Raw genomic sequence first — 13561 nt, forward strand, 5'->3', positions numbered from 1 at the left:
TCTGTCCTCCTGCGATTCGCGTTCCAATTGCTCTTTCGCGCACATACGCGACTTTCGACCATACCGACAAGCGTGGCAGGACAAGGGCGCCACGATTTGCAATTGCCGACCGCCGTAACTCCATGATAAGCGAAGTGGCACGCGGGTATGATGTAATGGTAGCTTGTCAGCTTCCCAAGCTGATCGCGCGGGTTCGATTCCCGCTACCCGCTCCAGCTTTCCCTGCGACCATGGATATGTGTGCTTTTACCCGACGAGCTTGAGCTCGTAGCGTAATCGAGTGGATTTATCTCCCATCTCCGAGCCACCGGTACACTTGCGCCAGGAAACGCTAACGCAGGAACCGCCATGGACGACACGCCAAATCTCGCCCTTCCCTACCTGATGCCCTCGCAGGCACAGAAGCATGTGACGCACAATGAGGCGTTGCAGATGCTCGACGCGCTGGTGCAGCTCTCCGTCCTGGACCGTGACCTTGCCGCGCCTCCCGGCGGCGCAACCGCCGGCGAGCGCTGGATCGTAGCCCCAGGCGCGACGGATGCCTGGGCGGGACAGGAAGGGAAGATCGCGGTTGCCCAGGACGGTGGGTGGATCTTCCTCTCACCAAGCACCGGCTGGCTGGCGTGGGTGGCCGACGAGGCGCAACTCGTTGCCTGGCAGGGCGGGAGGTGGATGACGTCCATTGCCTCGCCGTTCCAGGACACCCTGTTTACGCTCGTCAACGAGGCCGACGCCAGCAAACAGGCGAAGTTCCAGCTGTCGGGCATCACGGCCGGTCAGACACGCACCTATACGCTGCCGAACCTGACCGGCGCACTGGCAACGATCGGCAACCTGTCGCAGACCTTCTCTGGCGCCACCACTTTCTCCGGCACCTTCACGGCGTCCGCCGCCACGGTCTCTTTCGGCACCGGCACCAGCGCGTCGACCGTGAATCTGGGTACCGGCGCGACGACAAGCGGCAACACCAAGACCCTCAACATCGGCACCGGCGGCGCTAACGGGTCCACGACCAGCGTCAACATCGGCCCCACCTCCGCCACCGCAGCGGCAACGGTCACGTTCAGTGGCCGGGTGCTTGAAATCCTCGCGGCATCGGCGAACGTCACCGCCTTGTTTGCGGGCTTAGGCGGCGCCACCGCCGACAGCTACAACCGCCTGTCCATCAACTCGCCAGCCGTGCTGTTCAACCATGCCGGCGCAAGCATGCAGGCAACGCTCAACAAGAATGCATCCGGCAACGATGCCGGCTTCATCTTCCAGACCAACTGGAGCACGCGCGCCCTGTTCGGCACGCTGGGAGACGACAATTTCACCATGAAGGTGTCGCCGGACGGCTCCGCCTTCTTCACCTCCGTCGAACTGGTCCGGACCAGCGGACTCACCCGCGTGCACAACGGCCTGGAACTGGTGAGCCAGGCAAGCGATCCGGCCGCGCCCGTCAACGGGCAACTCTGGTACAATCACACGAACGGCCGCTTCCAGGGCCGGATGGCCGGCCGCACGGTCACGCTGGGCAACGATGAACTGCCCGCCATCGAAGCGGCCAGCGGCCGCTACGTTTGCGCGGACACCGGCGTCGGAGCGACGCCAGCGACGGTGGCGGGCGCCGCCAACCGCGTCAGCCTCTATCCATTCATTCCGAATTTCGATTTCACGGCGGATCGGATCGGCGCGAACGTCACCACGGCTGTGTCAGGCGCCGAAGGTAAGATCGTCGTTTATGACAGCGACGCCAAGGGCCGGCCGGCCGGGCGAATTACCGAGACCGGCACGCTCGACTTCTCGACCGCGGGAGCGAAGGAGGCAACCGTCTCGCTGGCGTTTCGGAAGGGGGTGCAATATTGGCTCGGCCTGCGGCACAGTTCGACCGCGACCGTTTCGGCCTGGCAACCCTATTCATCGCCCAACCTCGATCTTGCGGCCATCGGCACGACCGTCAACAAGACCCTGCAGCGCACGCTCGCCTATGCGACCGCCGCTCCTGTCGCATGGGGGTATGTGGCGAGCGAGGCGGCCTCCACAAGCGCGCCGACAATCTGGATGCGGGTGGCCTGACGCGCCGCTCAGACAGCCGCTTGACGACAATTCTCGCGGAGGCCGCAAACTGGCCTCCGCCTCAAAAATCAGGATGCCGCGCGAAAATGCTTGGAGAGCTTCAGGCCCTGCGCCTGATAGTTCGAGCCAAGATCGGAACCGTAGAGCGCCTTCGGACGCGACAGCATGCGCTCGTAGACGAGGCGGCCGACGATCTGCCCATGCTCGAGGATGAACGGCACTTCGTGGCTGCGCACTTCCAGCACCGCGCGGCTGCCGGTGCCGCCGGCGGCGGAATGGCCGAAGCCCGGATCGAAGAAGCCCGCATAGTGGACGCGGAATTCGCCTACCAGCGGATCGAAGGGTGTCATCTCGGCCGCGTGGCCGGGTGGTACATGCACGGCCTCGCGGCTGGCGAGGATGTAGAACTCGTCAGGGTCCAGCACCAGTTCGCCCGCGCCGCGCCGGTAGAGTGGCTCCCAGAAATCATACAAGTCCTGGGCTGCGCGCTTGTCGACGTCGATCAGCCCGGTGTGATGCTTGGCGCGGTAGCCGATCAGCCCGTCCTTGTCGCCATGCAGGTCGATCGACAGCGCAATGCCGCCGCCGGAGATATTCGGCGTTTCGGAGGCGACGAGCGTTTCCGCCTGATGCAGGTCATGAAGCTCAGCCTCGGTCAGCAGCGCTTTGCCGATGCGGAAACGGATCTGCGACAGGCGCGAGCCGGTGCGCACGATGATCGGGAAGGTGCGCGGGCTGACCTCCATATAGAGAGGCCCTGCGTAGCCGGCCGGGATCTTGTCGAACTCCTGGCCATGATCGGTCATGACGCGAGTGAAAATGTCGAGGCGGCCGGTCGAGCTCTTTGGGTTTGCGGAAGCCGATATCGCCTGCGGCAGCGCGAGGCTTTCGAGCAGCGGCACGATGTAGACGCAGCCGGTTTCCAGCACCGCGCCCTCAGTCAGATCGATCTCGTGCAGCTTGAGCCGCTCGAGCTTGTCGGCGACTTTGTGGCCGGGGCCGGGCAGGAAGCTCGCACGCACGCGATAGGCCTTTTCGCCGAGGCGCAGGTCGAGGCTCGCCGGCTGGATCTGGTCGGCATCGAGCGCGCGTCCGGATACCAGCGCTCCCGACTGAAAGAGTGCCGCTATCTCCTGATCCGGAAGAATTCCTGCCTTGGCCAATGCCTGCTCCACGAAAATGGTCGAAGGACGTTTAATGATGTGCGCCATTGACGCAAGTCGGGACGGGGTCTAATGGAACTTTATCCCGTGGTGATTTGCCGGTCGGCTTGCAGCCACGTTAAACAAGTCGCTAAAGGGCCGTTCGTGGACCGGCATGCGACTTTTTCGCGGCCGGTTTTTTTGTGTCTGGATCAAGGCTATGACGAACAACAAGCGTGACTGGAAACCTGCAACCCAACTCGTCCACTCCGGCGTGCTGCGCTCCGAATTCGGCGAGACTGCGGAGGCGATGTTCCTCACGCAGGGCTATGTCTATGAAACCGCCGAGTCCGCCGAGGCCCGCTTCAAGGGCGAGACGCCCGGCTTCATTTACTCGCGCTACGCCAACCCCACCGTCGACATGTTCGAAAAGCGCATGTGCGCGCTGGAAGGCGCCGAAGACGCCCGCGCGCTGGCGTCCGGCATGGCGGCGGTGACGGCTGCGATCCTGTGCAGCCTTAAGGCCGGCGACCACATCGTGGCGGCTCGCGCGCTGTTCGGCTCCTGTCGCTGGGTAGTTGAGACGCTGGCGCCCCGCTACGGCATCGAGGCGACGCTGGTGGACGGCCGCGAGATCGCCAACTGGGAAAAGGCGGTGCAGCCCAACACCAAGGTGTTCTTCCTCGAAAGCCCGACCAACCCGACGCTTGAAGTGGTCGATATCGCCGCCGTGGCCGCGCTCGCCAATTCGATCGGCGCGCGGCTGATCGTCGACAACGTCTTCGCGACGCCACTGCTGCAGAAGCCGCTGGAGCTTGGCGCGCATATCGTCGTCTACTCGGCAACCAAGCATATCGACGGACAGGGCCGATGCCTGGGCGGCGTCATCCTCTCGGACAAGAAGTGGATCGATGAGAACCTGCAGGACTATTTCCGTCACACCGGCCCGAGCCTGTCGCCCTTCAACGCCTGGACGATGCTGAAGGGGCTTGAGACGCTGCCGCTGCGCGTGCGCCAGCAGAGCGAAAGTGCCGCCAAGGTGGCCGACTTCCTGGCCGGACGGCCGGAGGTGGCGCGCGTGATCTATCCTGGTCGTGCGGACCACCCGCAGGCCGATATCGTGAAGAAGCAGATGAAGGGCGGCTCGACGCTGATCTGCTTCGACCTCAAGGGCGGCAAGAAATCGGCCTTCGCCTTCGAGAACGCGCTCGACGTGGTGCTGATCTCCAACAATCTCGGCGACTCCAAGAGCCTGATCACGCATCCGGCCACCACCACGCACAAGAACCTGACCGACGAGGCGCGCGCCGAACTCGGCATCGGCGACGGCACGCTGCGCCTGTCGCTGGGGCTGGAAGATACCGACGATCTTCTGAAGGACATCGACCGCGCGCTGAAGGCCGCGGCGACCTAAGATATCGGAGGCGCCGGGCTTCACTCGGCGCCTCACCTCACCCAAGAAGCTCGCTCAATTTGCCGATCCATCCAACCTTCGCACCTGCGCGAAGGAACCGCTATCATGCAACTCAGGCAGCGGGGGAGAGGAGGACAAATGAGTGCCACCGTTGGAAGAACGGACACAGCGTCGCGCATCATTCGCGCATCGCCCCAGACTATCTATCGAGCATTGATTGACCCGGGGGCCATCGTCAAATGGCGCCCGCCAGCCGGCATGAAGGCGCATGTCTATGCCTTTGACGCGCGGGAGGGCGGAACATTCCGGATGTCGTTTTCCTACACGGACGCCAATCACGACGTGCGGGGCAAGACCTCCGACGACGCGGACGTTTTCGAAGGTCGCTTCCTGAAACTGGTTCCCGACGAACGCGTCGTGGAACTGATCGAGTTCGAGTCCGACGACCCAGCCTTTGCTGGCTCGATGACAGTGACGACCAGCCTGCGAGCGGTGCAAGGCGGAACGGAAGTCACAATCCGCTGCGAGAACGTGCCCAAGGGCATCAGGCCCGAGGACCACGCCACAGGCATGGCCTCTACGTTGGACAATCTGGCCAGCTTCACCGAATGAGGCGCTGCGCCTCGGTCATCGCCGGCGTATCAGATGCAACGGCTCATTGGGCGAGCCGGTGGCGTCGGGTTGCGATGAATGACGGGATTCCGGCACGTGCACTCGACGCATCTTGTCGCTGAGCGCCACTTCGGAACCTGCGCTGGAACCGGCCCGGCCGGCAACCAGCAGTTCGGCCAGTTCGGGCAGCAAGCCGTCGCCGCGTTGAGCGGCAATGCTGTGAAAGGCGGAGAGAAAGAGGGGCATCGATCGAACTCCAGTGCATTTGCTGGCAGCGCGATCAAGGAGTCTCGATCCGCGCCGTCGACACTGCAGCTTGCGCCACTGACCAACAGCAGCAATCCGTTTCTTGCTCCCGAATTGACCGCTCACACGGCTCCCGCACATAGATCCGCGGAGAGACTGCCGAACTGCCTGTCGGGCCAGGGGTTCATGCCGTCGCGCAACCACAGCAGCGTATCGAGCCAGAAGCCCGCGGCATGGCGCGCGTGGAACAGGTTGAAATGGCCGATCCTGTCGAAGCCAAGATCGCCTGGGGATAGAAGCACCGCCGTGGGCTTCGCGCGCCTGTAGTAACCCAGCGCCCGCTGGACAGCTGGGGCGGTGCCTAAATCGTCGTCGGTGACCGAGATGGCGAGGATCGGGGCTGTGACGGCGGCGAAGCGCCGGAGAACCGCCGCCCGCGTCTCGGCTGGGTGGCTCAATTCCATTCTCGCACGCCGAAAGCTCCATTCATTGGCGACGCCGGCAGGCAGGTCTTCAAGCCAGCCGACCAAACGGCCGGGAAAATAGCCAAATATCGCCGTCATGGCCGGCATGGCGAGGTGCCATTTCAGAAACAAGCGCAGGCGGCTGGCCGGCGAATAGTCGCGCCAATAGGCGTATTGCGCACCGACCGTCAGCATGCGGTCGATGAGAGGCCCGTTTTCCGCCAAGCCCGGCAGGAAGCCGCCGATGCTGTGCCCGACGACCATCAAGGGACCCTCCGGGGCCTGACCGTGCATAAACTGGAGGGCAGCATCGAAGTCGTACTCCCCCCAATCCCGCCAGCGATAGCCGCAGCCACGCAGCTTTTCAGGCCGCGACAGTCCGATGCCGCGATAGTCGTAGGTCAGGCAGGTAAGACCACGCTCGGAGAGAAAGCGCGCATAACGGTGGTAGTAGCTGGCCAGAACCCCCGTTGCCGGATTGATGACGACGCTGCCGTAATGCGTCCGCCCAAGGGCAGGCCACAGGTGGCCGCCAAGCTTCACGCCGTCGCGGCAAACGATCTCGACCGCGACACTTTCCGTCCTGGCCATGGCATCATGCTTCCACTGGTTCATGGCAGGCAGGCTAACAATCGCGGTACGTTGAGTATATTCACTAGTCGGTATACGTTGAGGCATGAAGCAAAGTGAGATCCCAACCCGCGAACGCATTGTCTTGGCCGCCGCCAAGCTGTTCTACAGCGAGGGCATAAGGGCGGTGAGCGTCGATGCAGTCGCCGAAAAGGCCGGCGTCACCAAGCGCACGCTCTACTATCATTTCGAAAGCAAGGACGATCTGGTCGCGGCCTATCTGGCCGCCCGCGACCAGCCCAATCTGGTTCTCTACCAGCGATGGTTCGCAGAGACCGAGGGCAATGCCGCTGACAAAGTGCGCGGCATCTTTCGCAATCTCGAACGAGTGGCGCGCAAGCCGAGCTGGAAAGGCTGCAGCTTCCTGCGCACGGCAGCCGAGTTGGCCAACATGCCGGGGCACCCGGCCATGAAGACCGGCGCGGCGCACAAGAAGCGGGTGGAGGAATGGCTACGAACCGAGTTCGAGACGGCCGGAGCGGCAAGCGCCGCCCCTCAGCTCGCCCGGCAGGTTATTTTGCTGCTGGACGGCTCCTTCGCCGTGGCGCTGCTGCACCGCGACCCGGCTTATATGGAAGCGGCAGGCGATGCGGCCCATGCTCTGGTGAGCGCTGCGGTTTCGGGAAAATAGCCCTCGGGCAACCTTCCCCTCACCGAAACGTCCGCGACGCCAGCACGATACGGGAAAGCGCGGTGTAGAAGGTCAGCGTCGCAAACACATAGGCGATCGCGGGGAACCAGCCGGGAAACAGGCAGAAGGCTACGAAGACGACAAGCGTTTCGGTGGCCTCGGCGAGGCCCGTGGTGAAGAAGATCGACTTTTCACCCCTCACCCTGCCCTCGAGTTCCCGCTTCTCCGCCATGATGGCATAGGCGAGAAAGCTCGAACCGTTGACGTAAAACGAGAGCAGCAGCACCGCGCCCGCTACCGCATTGGCCGCAGGATCGGCGAGCACGAAGCCGAGCGGGATCGCGCCGTAAAAGGCGAAGTCGAGCACGATATCGAGATAGCCGCCAAAATCGGTCTTGCCTTGGATCCGCGCCACTGCGCCATCCAGCCCGTCGCCGAGGCGGCTGACGAGAAGCAGTGCCAGGCCGGTGAGGAACCAGCCCCAGGCGATGGCGACGGCGGCCAGCACGCCCACACCAAAAGCTGCAAGCGTTACTGAGTTTGCAGAAATACCCACCTGCGCCAGGGCCCTGCCCATCACATTCAGCGCGGGATCGATGCGCCTGCGCGCCCAGCCATCCAGCATATGTTTCCCCTCCACCGTCACATTGCCAATTTCGTCGTGCGGAAATCACAATCGCGGTGATGATGACAAGAGTCTGTTGACCTGCCTATGGCATGGGAAGATTCTTATGCAAGGTAAGGAGTCGATGCCATGTACCGCGCCATCACGCGCAATATCGAAGTGAGCGTCGAGCCGTTTTACCTCGAAGAACGTTCAGATCCGGCCGAAAGCCGTTACGTCTGGGGCTATCGCGTGACGATCGCCAACCAGTCGGATGAGTTCGTGCAGCTGTTGTCCCGCTATTGGCACATCACCGACGGGCTGGGGCGCGTGGAAGAGGTGCGCGGCGCCGGCGTGGTCGGCGAACAACCCGAACTCAGCCCTGGGGACAGCTATCAATACATGTCGGGATGCCCGCTTACGACGCCGTCGGGCATCATGGTCGGGCGCTACACGATGCGCAACGAACGCGACGAGCTGTTCGACGTCGAAATTCCCGCCTTCTCGCTCGACCTGCCGGACACTGTGCGCACGGTGAACTGACCTATTGGGTCGAAAGTTAGCTTAGAGAAAGAAAGGCGCAGAACGACCGCCGTCGATCCTGCGCCTTCACCCCGATCAAGCTTCGGCGGTAAATTCCGCCGGCTCGAATTCGTATTTCTTCGAGCAGAACTCGCAATTGACGTGGATCATGCCGCCTTCCACGCTGTCGGCGATCTCCTCGGCCGAAAAGCCGCCGAGGATGCCGCGGACCTTGTCGCGCGAACAGGAGCATTCGTCGCGCACGGCGACGCTGTCGAAAACGCGCACGCCGTGCTCGTTGAACAGCCGATAGAGCAGCCGCTCGGAGCCGACAGTCGGGTCCACAAGCTCGGTCGGTTCGACGGTCGCGGTCAGCGCCAGCAGCTCCTGCCAGGCGTTGTCGGTCACCTCGCGCGGCGAGTGATCGTGGTCGCCGTCACCGCCATGGATGTCGGGGGCGCGCATACGCTCCGGCGCCTTGGGCAGGAACTGGGCCATCAGGCCGCCGGCGCGCCAGTGCTCGCGGCCGCCCGAACCCGGAACGACCTGCTTGCCGACCGCCAGCTTCACGTCGGTCGCGATCTGCTCCGACTGGCGGAAATAGGTCTTGGCGGCTTCCTCCAGAGAGGTGCCGTCGAGCTGCACAATGCCCTGATAGCGCTGCATATGCGCACCCTGGTCGATGGTCAGCGCGAGCACGCCCTTGCCGAGCAGCGTCACAGGCGAAGTCTCGCCCGCGGCCAGCAGAGCTTCCAGCCGGTCGGCATCGAAGCGCGCATAGGCGCGGACCGACTGCGGCGTGGCGAAATCGGCCACAAGCATGTCCACCGGCCCGTCGGTGCGGGTCTGCAGGATGAACTTACCCTCGAACTTCAGCGACGTGCCCAGAAGCACCGTTACGACCACAGCTTCGGCGAGCAGACGGGCAACGGGCTCGGGGTAATCGTGCCGGTCCAGGATCTGGTCGAGCAACGGTCCGAGTTGCACAATGCGGCCGCGCACGTCGAGCGGGCCGACCTCGAAAGGCACGACGGCGTCGTCACCGGCGAAGCCAAATTCGCCAAGCTTGCGTTCTGTATCAGCCAATTGACCAAATCCTTTGTTGCGGCCTCCGGCAATGCGCCGGAGCCGCGCGTTCGAGCGTCAAAAACAAGTGCGATCCGGCGCAGATAGGCACGGATACTCGCCGGATCAAGCTTTTGTCCAACACGGCCAACGTCAAGCTCCAGGCCGCACCCAATTCAGCAGGGCCGGCCTTTCGGCATCAAGCTCCAGCGCCCAGGCACCAGGCCAGCACCGCCTTCTGCGCATGCAGGCGGTTTTCCGCCTCGTCGAAAACCACCGAATGCGGCCCGTCGATGACCTCGTCGGTGACCTCCTCGCCGCGATGCGCGGGCAAGCAGTGCATGAACAGCGCGTCGGACTTGGCACGCTTCATCAGCGCTTCATTGACCTGATAAGGCACAAAGACGTTGTGGCCGCGGGCGCGGTGCTCCTGCCCCATCGACACCCAGCAATCGGTGACGATGCAATCGACGCCCTCGACCGCCTCTTCGGCGCTGCGCGTGAAGTTCAGCTGGCCGCCATTGTCGCGCGACCAGTCGATGAACTTAGGCGCCGGCTCACTGCCTTCGGGCACGGCGACATTGAGGTTGAAGCTGAAGCGGGCCGAGGCCTCGAGCAGCGAATGCAGCACGTTGTTGCCGTCGCCCACCCAGGCGAAGGTCTTGCCCGCCACGGGGCCGCGATGCTCCTCGAAGGTCATCACGTCAGCCATGATCTGGCAGGGATGCGTGTCGTCGGTGAGCCCGTTGATCACAGGAACGTCGGCATTTTCGGTCAACTCGATCAGACGCTCATGCGAGGTGGTGCGGATCATGATCGCGTCGACATAGCGCGACAGCACCTTGGCGGTGTCGGCAATCGTCTCGGAACGGCCGAGCTGCATCTCGGTGCCGGTCAGCATGATGGTTTCGCCGCCGAGCTGGCGCATGCCGACATCGAACGACACGCGGGTACGCGTCGACGGCTTGTCGAAGATCATGGCCAAAACCTTGCCGTCCAGCGGTCGGGATCGCTCGCCAGCCTTCAGCCTTCCCTTGCGCGCCATGGCGTCGTCGAGGATGCCGCGCAGCGTGGTTGCGGAAATAGCGGAAAGGTCGGTGAAGTGGCGAATACCACTGGTCATGTCGATCCTCTGGGGTCGTTTCTGCTTATGCGGAAGTTTCGGACAGGCCTCTGGCAGCCGATCGGATGCGCTCCAGCGCATCACGAATTTCTTCGTCCGAAACGGTCAGCGGCGGCAGGAGGCGGATCACGTTGTCGCCGGCGGGAACCGTCAGCAGCTTCTGATCGCGCAGGGCCGCGTTGACCGTGGTGTTGGGCATCTTGCACTTCAGGCCGAGCATCAAGCCCGAACCGCGGACGCCCTCGATGACGTCGGGGAACTCGTCGGCGACGGCCGCGAGACCCTGCTTCATCAGCAGCGCCTTGCGCTGGACTTCTTCCAGGAAGCCGTCTTCCAGGACCACGTCAAGCACGGCATTGCCGACGGCCATGGCCAGCGGATTACCGCCGAAGGTGGTGCCGTGGACGCCCGCGGTCATGCCGGAAGCTGCCTCAGCGGTCGCAAGGCATGCGCCAACAGGGAAGCCTCCGCCGATGCCCTTGGCGATCGCCATGATGTCGGGCGTAACGCCAGCCCATTCATGGGCAAAGAACTTGCCGGTGCGACCGACGCCACTCTGGACTTCGTCGAAGATCAGCAGCAGGCCGTTCTGGTCGCACAGCTCGCGTAGGCGCTTCAGGAACGCGACCGGCACCTCGCGGATGCCGCCCTCGCCCTGCAAGGGCTCGATGAGAAGGGCAGCCGTCTCGGGCGTGATCGCCTTTTCCAGGGCGGCAAGATCGCCGAACGGAACCTGGTCGAAGCCTTCGACCTTTGGCCCAAAACCTTCCAGATATTTCTGCTGGCCGCCGGCAGCGATGGTCGCCAGAGTGCGGCCGTGGAAGGCGCCCTCGAAGGTGATGATATGGAACCTTTCGGGGCGGCCATTCACATATTGGTAGCGGCGCGCGGTCTTGATGGCGCACTCCAGCGCCTCGGCGCCCGAATTGGTGAAGAAGACCTTGTCGGCGAAGGTGGCATCTGCCAGCCGCTCGCCCAGGCGAGACTGGCCGGGGATCTCATAGAGGTTAGATGTGTGCCAGAGCTTGCCGGCTTGCTCGGTCAGCGCTGCCACCAGCTTTGGATGGCCGTGGCCCAACGAATTGACGGCGATGCCGCCGGCAAAATCGAGATATCGCTGCCCGTCTTCCGTGATCAGCCATGAGCCTTCGCCCCGCTCGAAAGCCAGGGGCGCACGCGCAAAAGTGTCGAAAAGCGCCGAACCGCTCATTATGCGTCTCCGGGTACCGAAAACCAAAAAGCCGCCCAAATGGCGGCCTTAACGGGCATATTGCCTTTTCTGCCATCAAGTCAACGAAAACGTCGCCTAGAAAGACAATGCCTGCAAAATCGCTTGGAAGGGATTGGCGATTTCGCGGGCAAGTTGGGGAAAACCCAAAAAACGGATTCGTGTGGCTTCTCGGACTCTTGTCACCGAGTCAGCCGATAAGATAACTTGCCACCAGAAATAACTAGATTTCGTGCGGCAAACTCATTCACCCGTGTATATGTGGTGTCGGCCCGGCTTTAGCCGGGGCGAGAATGGATTCTGGGGGCCGCACTTTGCAGCAGGAGCACATTTTCATGTGGACTGACGAGCGCGTCGAAACACTACGTAAACTATGGGCCGAAGGCCTGAGCGCCAGCCAGATTGCAGCACAGCTGGGCGGCGTTAGCCGCAACGCCGTCATCGGCAAGGTTCACCGGCTGAAGCTGTCGAGCCGCGGTCGTACCACCGCCGCTCCGACCCGGCAGAAGAAGACCGTCCAGGCTCCGGTCGCAACCGTAACCAAGGCCGCGCCGCGCCCGGCTGCCGCGCCTGCCCGCCCCGTGACCGCCACCGTTGGCGCCACCGCGCTGCAGGTCCAGTTCGACGCCGAGCCGGTGGTCCGCCAATACCTGCGCCCGGTCGAGGACGTGGTGGTTCCGATCTCGCGCCACCTGCAGCTGGTCGATCTCACCGAGCGTACCTGCAAGTGGCCGAACGGCGATCCGCTGACCGAGGAATTCCACTTCTGCGGCCATGAAGCGGGCGAAACCGGCCCCTATTGCAAGTACCACTCCAAGATCGCCTTCCAGCCGGCCGCGGAACGCCGCCGCATGCGCTGATACTGCCTTCTGCGAAATGCTCCCATTGCACGCCGGGCCTCGAGCCCGGCGTTTTTTATTGGGCCGCGAACGCGGATGACGGCAGCAACGTCGTTGCCGTCATCAAAGCCTTTGCCTACTTCTTGCCGTCCGCAGGCAGCGTCACGCGGTGGCTCTTGTCTTCCTTGGGGCGGTCGGCCGGCATCTGGTCGCCGGTGACGACGTAATAGATCGTCTCGGCAATGTTGGTGGCGTGGTCACCGATGCGCTCGATGTTCTTGGCGCAGAACAGAAGATGCGTGCAGGGCGTAATGTTGCGCGGATCTTCCATCATGTAGGTCAGCAGCTCGCGGAACAGCGAGGTGTACATGGCGTCGATCTCGTTGTCGCGGTCGCGCACGAACTCGATACGCTCGACCGAGCGCGATGCATAGACGTCGAGCACTTCCTTGAGCTGGGTCAGCGCAAGCTCGGCCAGCGCCTGAATCCCGCGGAACAGGCTTATCGGCTGACGGCCCTCCGCCACCACCATGACCCGCTTGGCGACGCTCTTGGCAAGGTCGCCGACGCGCTCGAGATCGGAAGCGATGCGGATGGTGCCGATGATCTCGCGCAGATCTCCCGCCATGGGCTGGCGCCGGGCGATGACCAGGATGGATTTGTCGTCGATCTCGCGCTGCGCCTCGTCGAGAAGGGCGTCGTCCTCAATGACCTTCCGGGCCAGCGAGACATCGGCGTTGACGAGGGCAGCCACCGACTGATCCACAAGCCGCTCGGCATGCCCTCCCATCGCGGCGATCTTGCGCGTCAGATATGTCAGCTCGTCATCATAGGCGCGAACGGTGTGGTGCGAATACATGGGCGGTGCTCTTCCTCGATGCCCTTCTGGCAGCTCCTGATCCTGAATCTAAGTACATACGCCAGCTGCATGACGGAAAAAAGAATGCTTAGCCGGGATAGGCGCGATAGCCCCAGAAACAGGC

The 13561-nt window shown here is 63.2% G+C and carries 14 protein-coding genes, 1 tRNA gene and 1 riboswitch; of the genes, 7 read left to right on the top strand and 8 right to left on the bottom strand.

Translation table 11 applies throughout. The features are described 5' to 3' along the window. Positions 1–141: 141 nt before the first annotated feature. Together M2281_RS05055 and M2281_RS05060 are read left to right on the top strand one after the other, a co-directional pair. Positions 142–215: transfer RNA gene (locus M2281_RS05055), tRNA-Gly, on the top strand. 133 nt (positions 216–348) lie between these two features. Beyond that, the gene (locus tag M2281_RS05060) at positions 349–2058 is read left to right on the top strand and encodes a DUF2793 domain-containing protein (RefSeq protein ID WP_280819994.1); all 1710 of its coding nucleotides are present in this window, start codon (positions 349–351) and stop codon (positions 2056–2058) included. Positions 2059–2126: 68 nt separating this feature from the next. Here M2281_RS05060 and M2281_RS05065 read toward each other — a convergent pair whose 3' ends face one another. Further along, positions 2127–3221 (bottom strand): 2'-deoxycytidine 5'-triphosphate deaminase, encoded by a 1095-nt coding sequence (locus M2281_RS05065; protein ID WP_280821121.1) that lies wholly within the window; start codon positions 3219–3221, stop codon positions 2127–2129. A gap of 77 nt (positions 3222–3298) precedes the next feature. After that, positions 3299–3375, top strand: a riboswitch (SAM riboswitch). A 45-nt stretch (positions 3376–3420) separates the two neighbouring features. Here M2281_RS05065 and M2281_RS05070 point away from each other — a divergent pair. Both M2281_RS05070 and M2281_RS05075 read left to right on the top strand, forming a co-directional pair. Further along, positions 3421–4614: an O-succinylhomoserine sulfhydrylase gene (locus tag M2281_RS05070; protein ID WP_280819995.1), complete on the top strand. Its 1194-nt coding sequence runs from the start codon at positions 3421–3423 to the stop codon at positions 4612–4614. 138 nt (positions 4615–4752) lie between these two features. After that, the gene (locus M2281_RS05075; RefSeq protein ID WP_280819996.1) at positions 4753–5226 is read left to right on the top strand and encodes an SRPBCC family protein; all 474 of its coding nucleotides are present in this window, start codon (positions 4753–4755) and stop codon (positions 5224–5226) included. Between the two features lie 15 nt (positions 5227–5241). Here the strand turns inward: M2281_RS05075 and M2281_RS05080 are convergent, their stop codons facing one another. Continuing rightward, complete coding sequence (locus M2281_RS05080) at positions 5242–5472, bottom strand: hypothetical protein (protein WP_280819997.1); 231 nt, start codon at positions 5470–5472, stop codon at positions 5242–5244. Positions 5473–5594: 122 nt separating this feature from the next. Further along, entirely contained in the window at positions 5595–6527 is a 933-nt protein-coding gene (locus tag M2281_RS05085) for an alpha/beta hydrolase family protein (RefSeq protein ID WP_280819998.1), read from the bottom strand. Between the two features lie 85 nt (positions 6528–6612). On the opposite strand from M2281_RS05085, the gene M2281_RS05090 reads away from it, so the two are divergent. Then, positions 6613–7197, top strand: coding sequence for a TetR/AcrR family transcriptional regulator (locus M2281_RS05090; protein WP_280819999.1), 585 nt, complete (start codon positions 6613–6615; stop codon positions 7195–7197). Positions 7198–7216: 19 nt separating this feature from the next. Here M2281_RS05090 and M2281_RS05095 read toward each other — a convergent pair whose 3' ends face one another. After that, a complete protein-coding gene (locus M2281_RS05095) occupies positions 7217–7822 on the bottom strand; it encodes a CDP-alcohol phosphatidyltransferase family protein (protein WP_280820000.1) in 606 nt (201 codons plus the stop codon). A 129-nt stretch (positions 7823–7951) separates the two neighbouring features. Here M2281_RS05095 and apaG point away from each other — a divergent pair, with 129 nt between their 5' ends. Further along, the gene (gene apaG / locus M2281_RS05100; protein ID WP_280820001.1) at positions 7952–8344 is read left to right on the top strand and encodes a Co2+/Mg2+ efflux protein ApaG; all 393 of its coding nucleotides are present in this window, start codon (positions 7952–7954) and stop codon (positions 8342–8344) included. A gap of 75 nt (positions 8345–8419) precedes the next feature. Here the strand turns inward: apaG and M2281_RS05105 are convergent, their stop codons facing one another. From M2281_RS05105 to M2281_RS05115, 3 genes are all read right to left on the bottom strand, one after another. Then, positions 8420–9409 (bottom strand): Hsp33 family molecular chaperone, encoded by a 990-nt coding sequence (locus M2281_RS05105; protein ID WP_280820002.1) that lies wholly within the window; start codon positions 9407–9409, stop codon positions 8420–8422. A gap of 178 nt (positions 9410–9587) precedes the next feature. Next, positions 9588–10511, bottom strand: coding sequence for an ornithine carbamoyltransferase (gene argF, locus M2281_RS05110; protein WP_280820003.1), 924 nt, complete (start codon positions 10509–10511; stop codon positions 9588–9590). A gap of 25 nt (positions 10512–10536) precedes the next feature. Next, positions 10537–11721 (bottom strand): aspartate aminotransferase family protein, encoded by a 1185-nt coding sequence (locus M2281_RS05115; protein WP_280820004.1) that lies wholly within the window; start codon positions 11719–11721, stop codon positions 10537–10539. A 353-nt stretch (positions 11722–12074) separates the two neighbouring features. Here M2281_RS05115 and M2281_RS05120 point away from each other — a divergent pair, with 353 nt between their 5' ends. Next, the gene (locus M2281_RS05120) at positions 12075–12599 is read left to right on the top strand and encodes a GcrA family cell cycle regulator (protein ID WP_280820005.1); all 525 of its coding nucleotides are present in this window, start codon (positions 12075–12077) and stop codon (positions 12597–12599) included. A gap of 115 nt (positions 12600–12714) precedes the next feature. Here M2281_RS05120 and phoU read toward each other — a convergent pair whose 3' ends face one another. Beyond that, positions 12715–13437 carry a phosphate signaling complex protein PhoU gene (phoU, locus tag M2281_RS05125; RefSeq protein WP_280820006.1) on the bottom strand — a complete coding sequence of 241 codons (723 nt, stop codon included), beginning with the start codon at positions 13435–13437 and terminating at the stop codon, positions 12715–12717. Between the last annotated feature and the right edge of the window lie 124 nt (positions 13438–13561).

The sequence above is a fragment of the Pseudaminobacter soli (ex Li et al. 2025) genome, assembly GCF_029892515.1.
Classification (GTDB): Bacteria; Pseudomonadota; Alphaproteobacteria; order Rhizobiales; family Rhizobiaceae; genus Pseudaminobacter; species Pseudaminobacter soli_A.

Excerpts from the sequence above, each read along its gene's own strand:
- M2281_RS05060 (WP_280819994.1), top strand. The coding sequence starts at position 349 with ATGGACGACACGCCAAATCTCGCCCTTCCCTACCTGATGCCCTCGCAG.
- M2281_RS05070 (WP_280819995.1), top strand. The coding sequence starts at position 3,421 with ATGACGAACAACAAGCGTGACTGGAAACCTGCAACCCAACTCGTCCAC.
- M2281_RS05075 (WP_280819996.1), top strand. The coding sequence starts at position 4,753 with ATGAGTGCCACCGTTGGAAGAACGGACACAGCGTCGCGCATCATTCGC.
- M2281_RS05080 (WP_280819997.1), bottom strand. The coding sequence starts at position 5,472 with ATGCCCCTCTTTCTCTCCGCCTTTCACAGCATTGCCGCTCAACGCGGC.
- M2281_RS05085 (WP_280819998.1), bottom strand. The coding sequence starts at position 6,527 with ATGGCCAGGACGGAAAGTGTCGCGGTCGAGATCGTTTGCCGCGACGGC.
- M2281_RS05090 (WP_280819999.1), top strand. The coding sequence starts at position 6,613 with ATGAAGCAAAGTGAGATCCCAACCCGCGAACGCATTGTCTTGGCCGCC.
- M2281_RS05095 (WP_280820000.1), bottom strand. The coding sequence starts at position 7,822 with ATGCTGGATGGCTGGGCGCGCAGGCGCATCGATCCCGCGCTGAATGTG.
- apaG (WP_280820001.1), top strand. The coding sequence starts at position 7,952 with ATGTACCGCGCCATCACGCGCAATATCGAAGTGAGCGTCGAGCCGTTT.
- argF (WP_280820003.1), bottom strand. The coding sequence starts at position 10,511 with ATGACCAGTGGTATTCGCCACTTCACCGACCTTTCCGCTATTTCCGCA.
- M2281_RS05115 (WP_280820004.1), bottom strand. The coding sequence starts at position 11,721 with ATGAGCGGTTCGGCGCTTTTCGACACTTTTGCGCGTGCGCCCCTGGCT.
- M2281_RS05120 (WP_280820005.1), top strand. The coding sequence starts at position 12,075 with ATGTGGACTGACGAGCGCGTCGAAACACTACGTAAACTATGGGCCGAA.
- phoU (WP_280820006.1), bottom strand. The coding sequence starts at position 13,437 with ATGTATTCGCACCACACCGTTCGCGCCTATGATGACGAGCTGACATAT.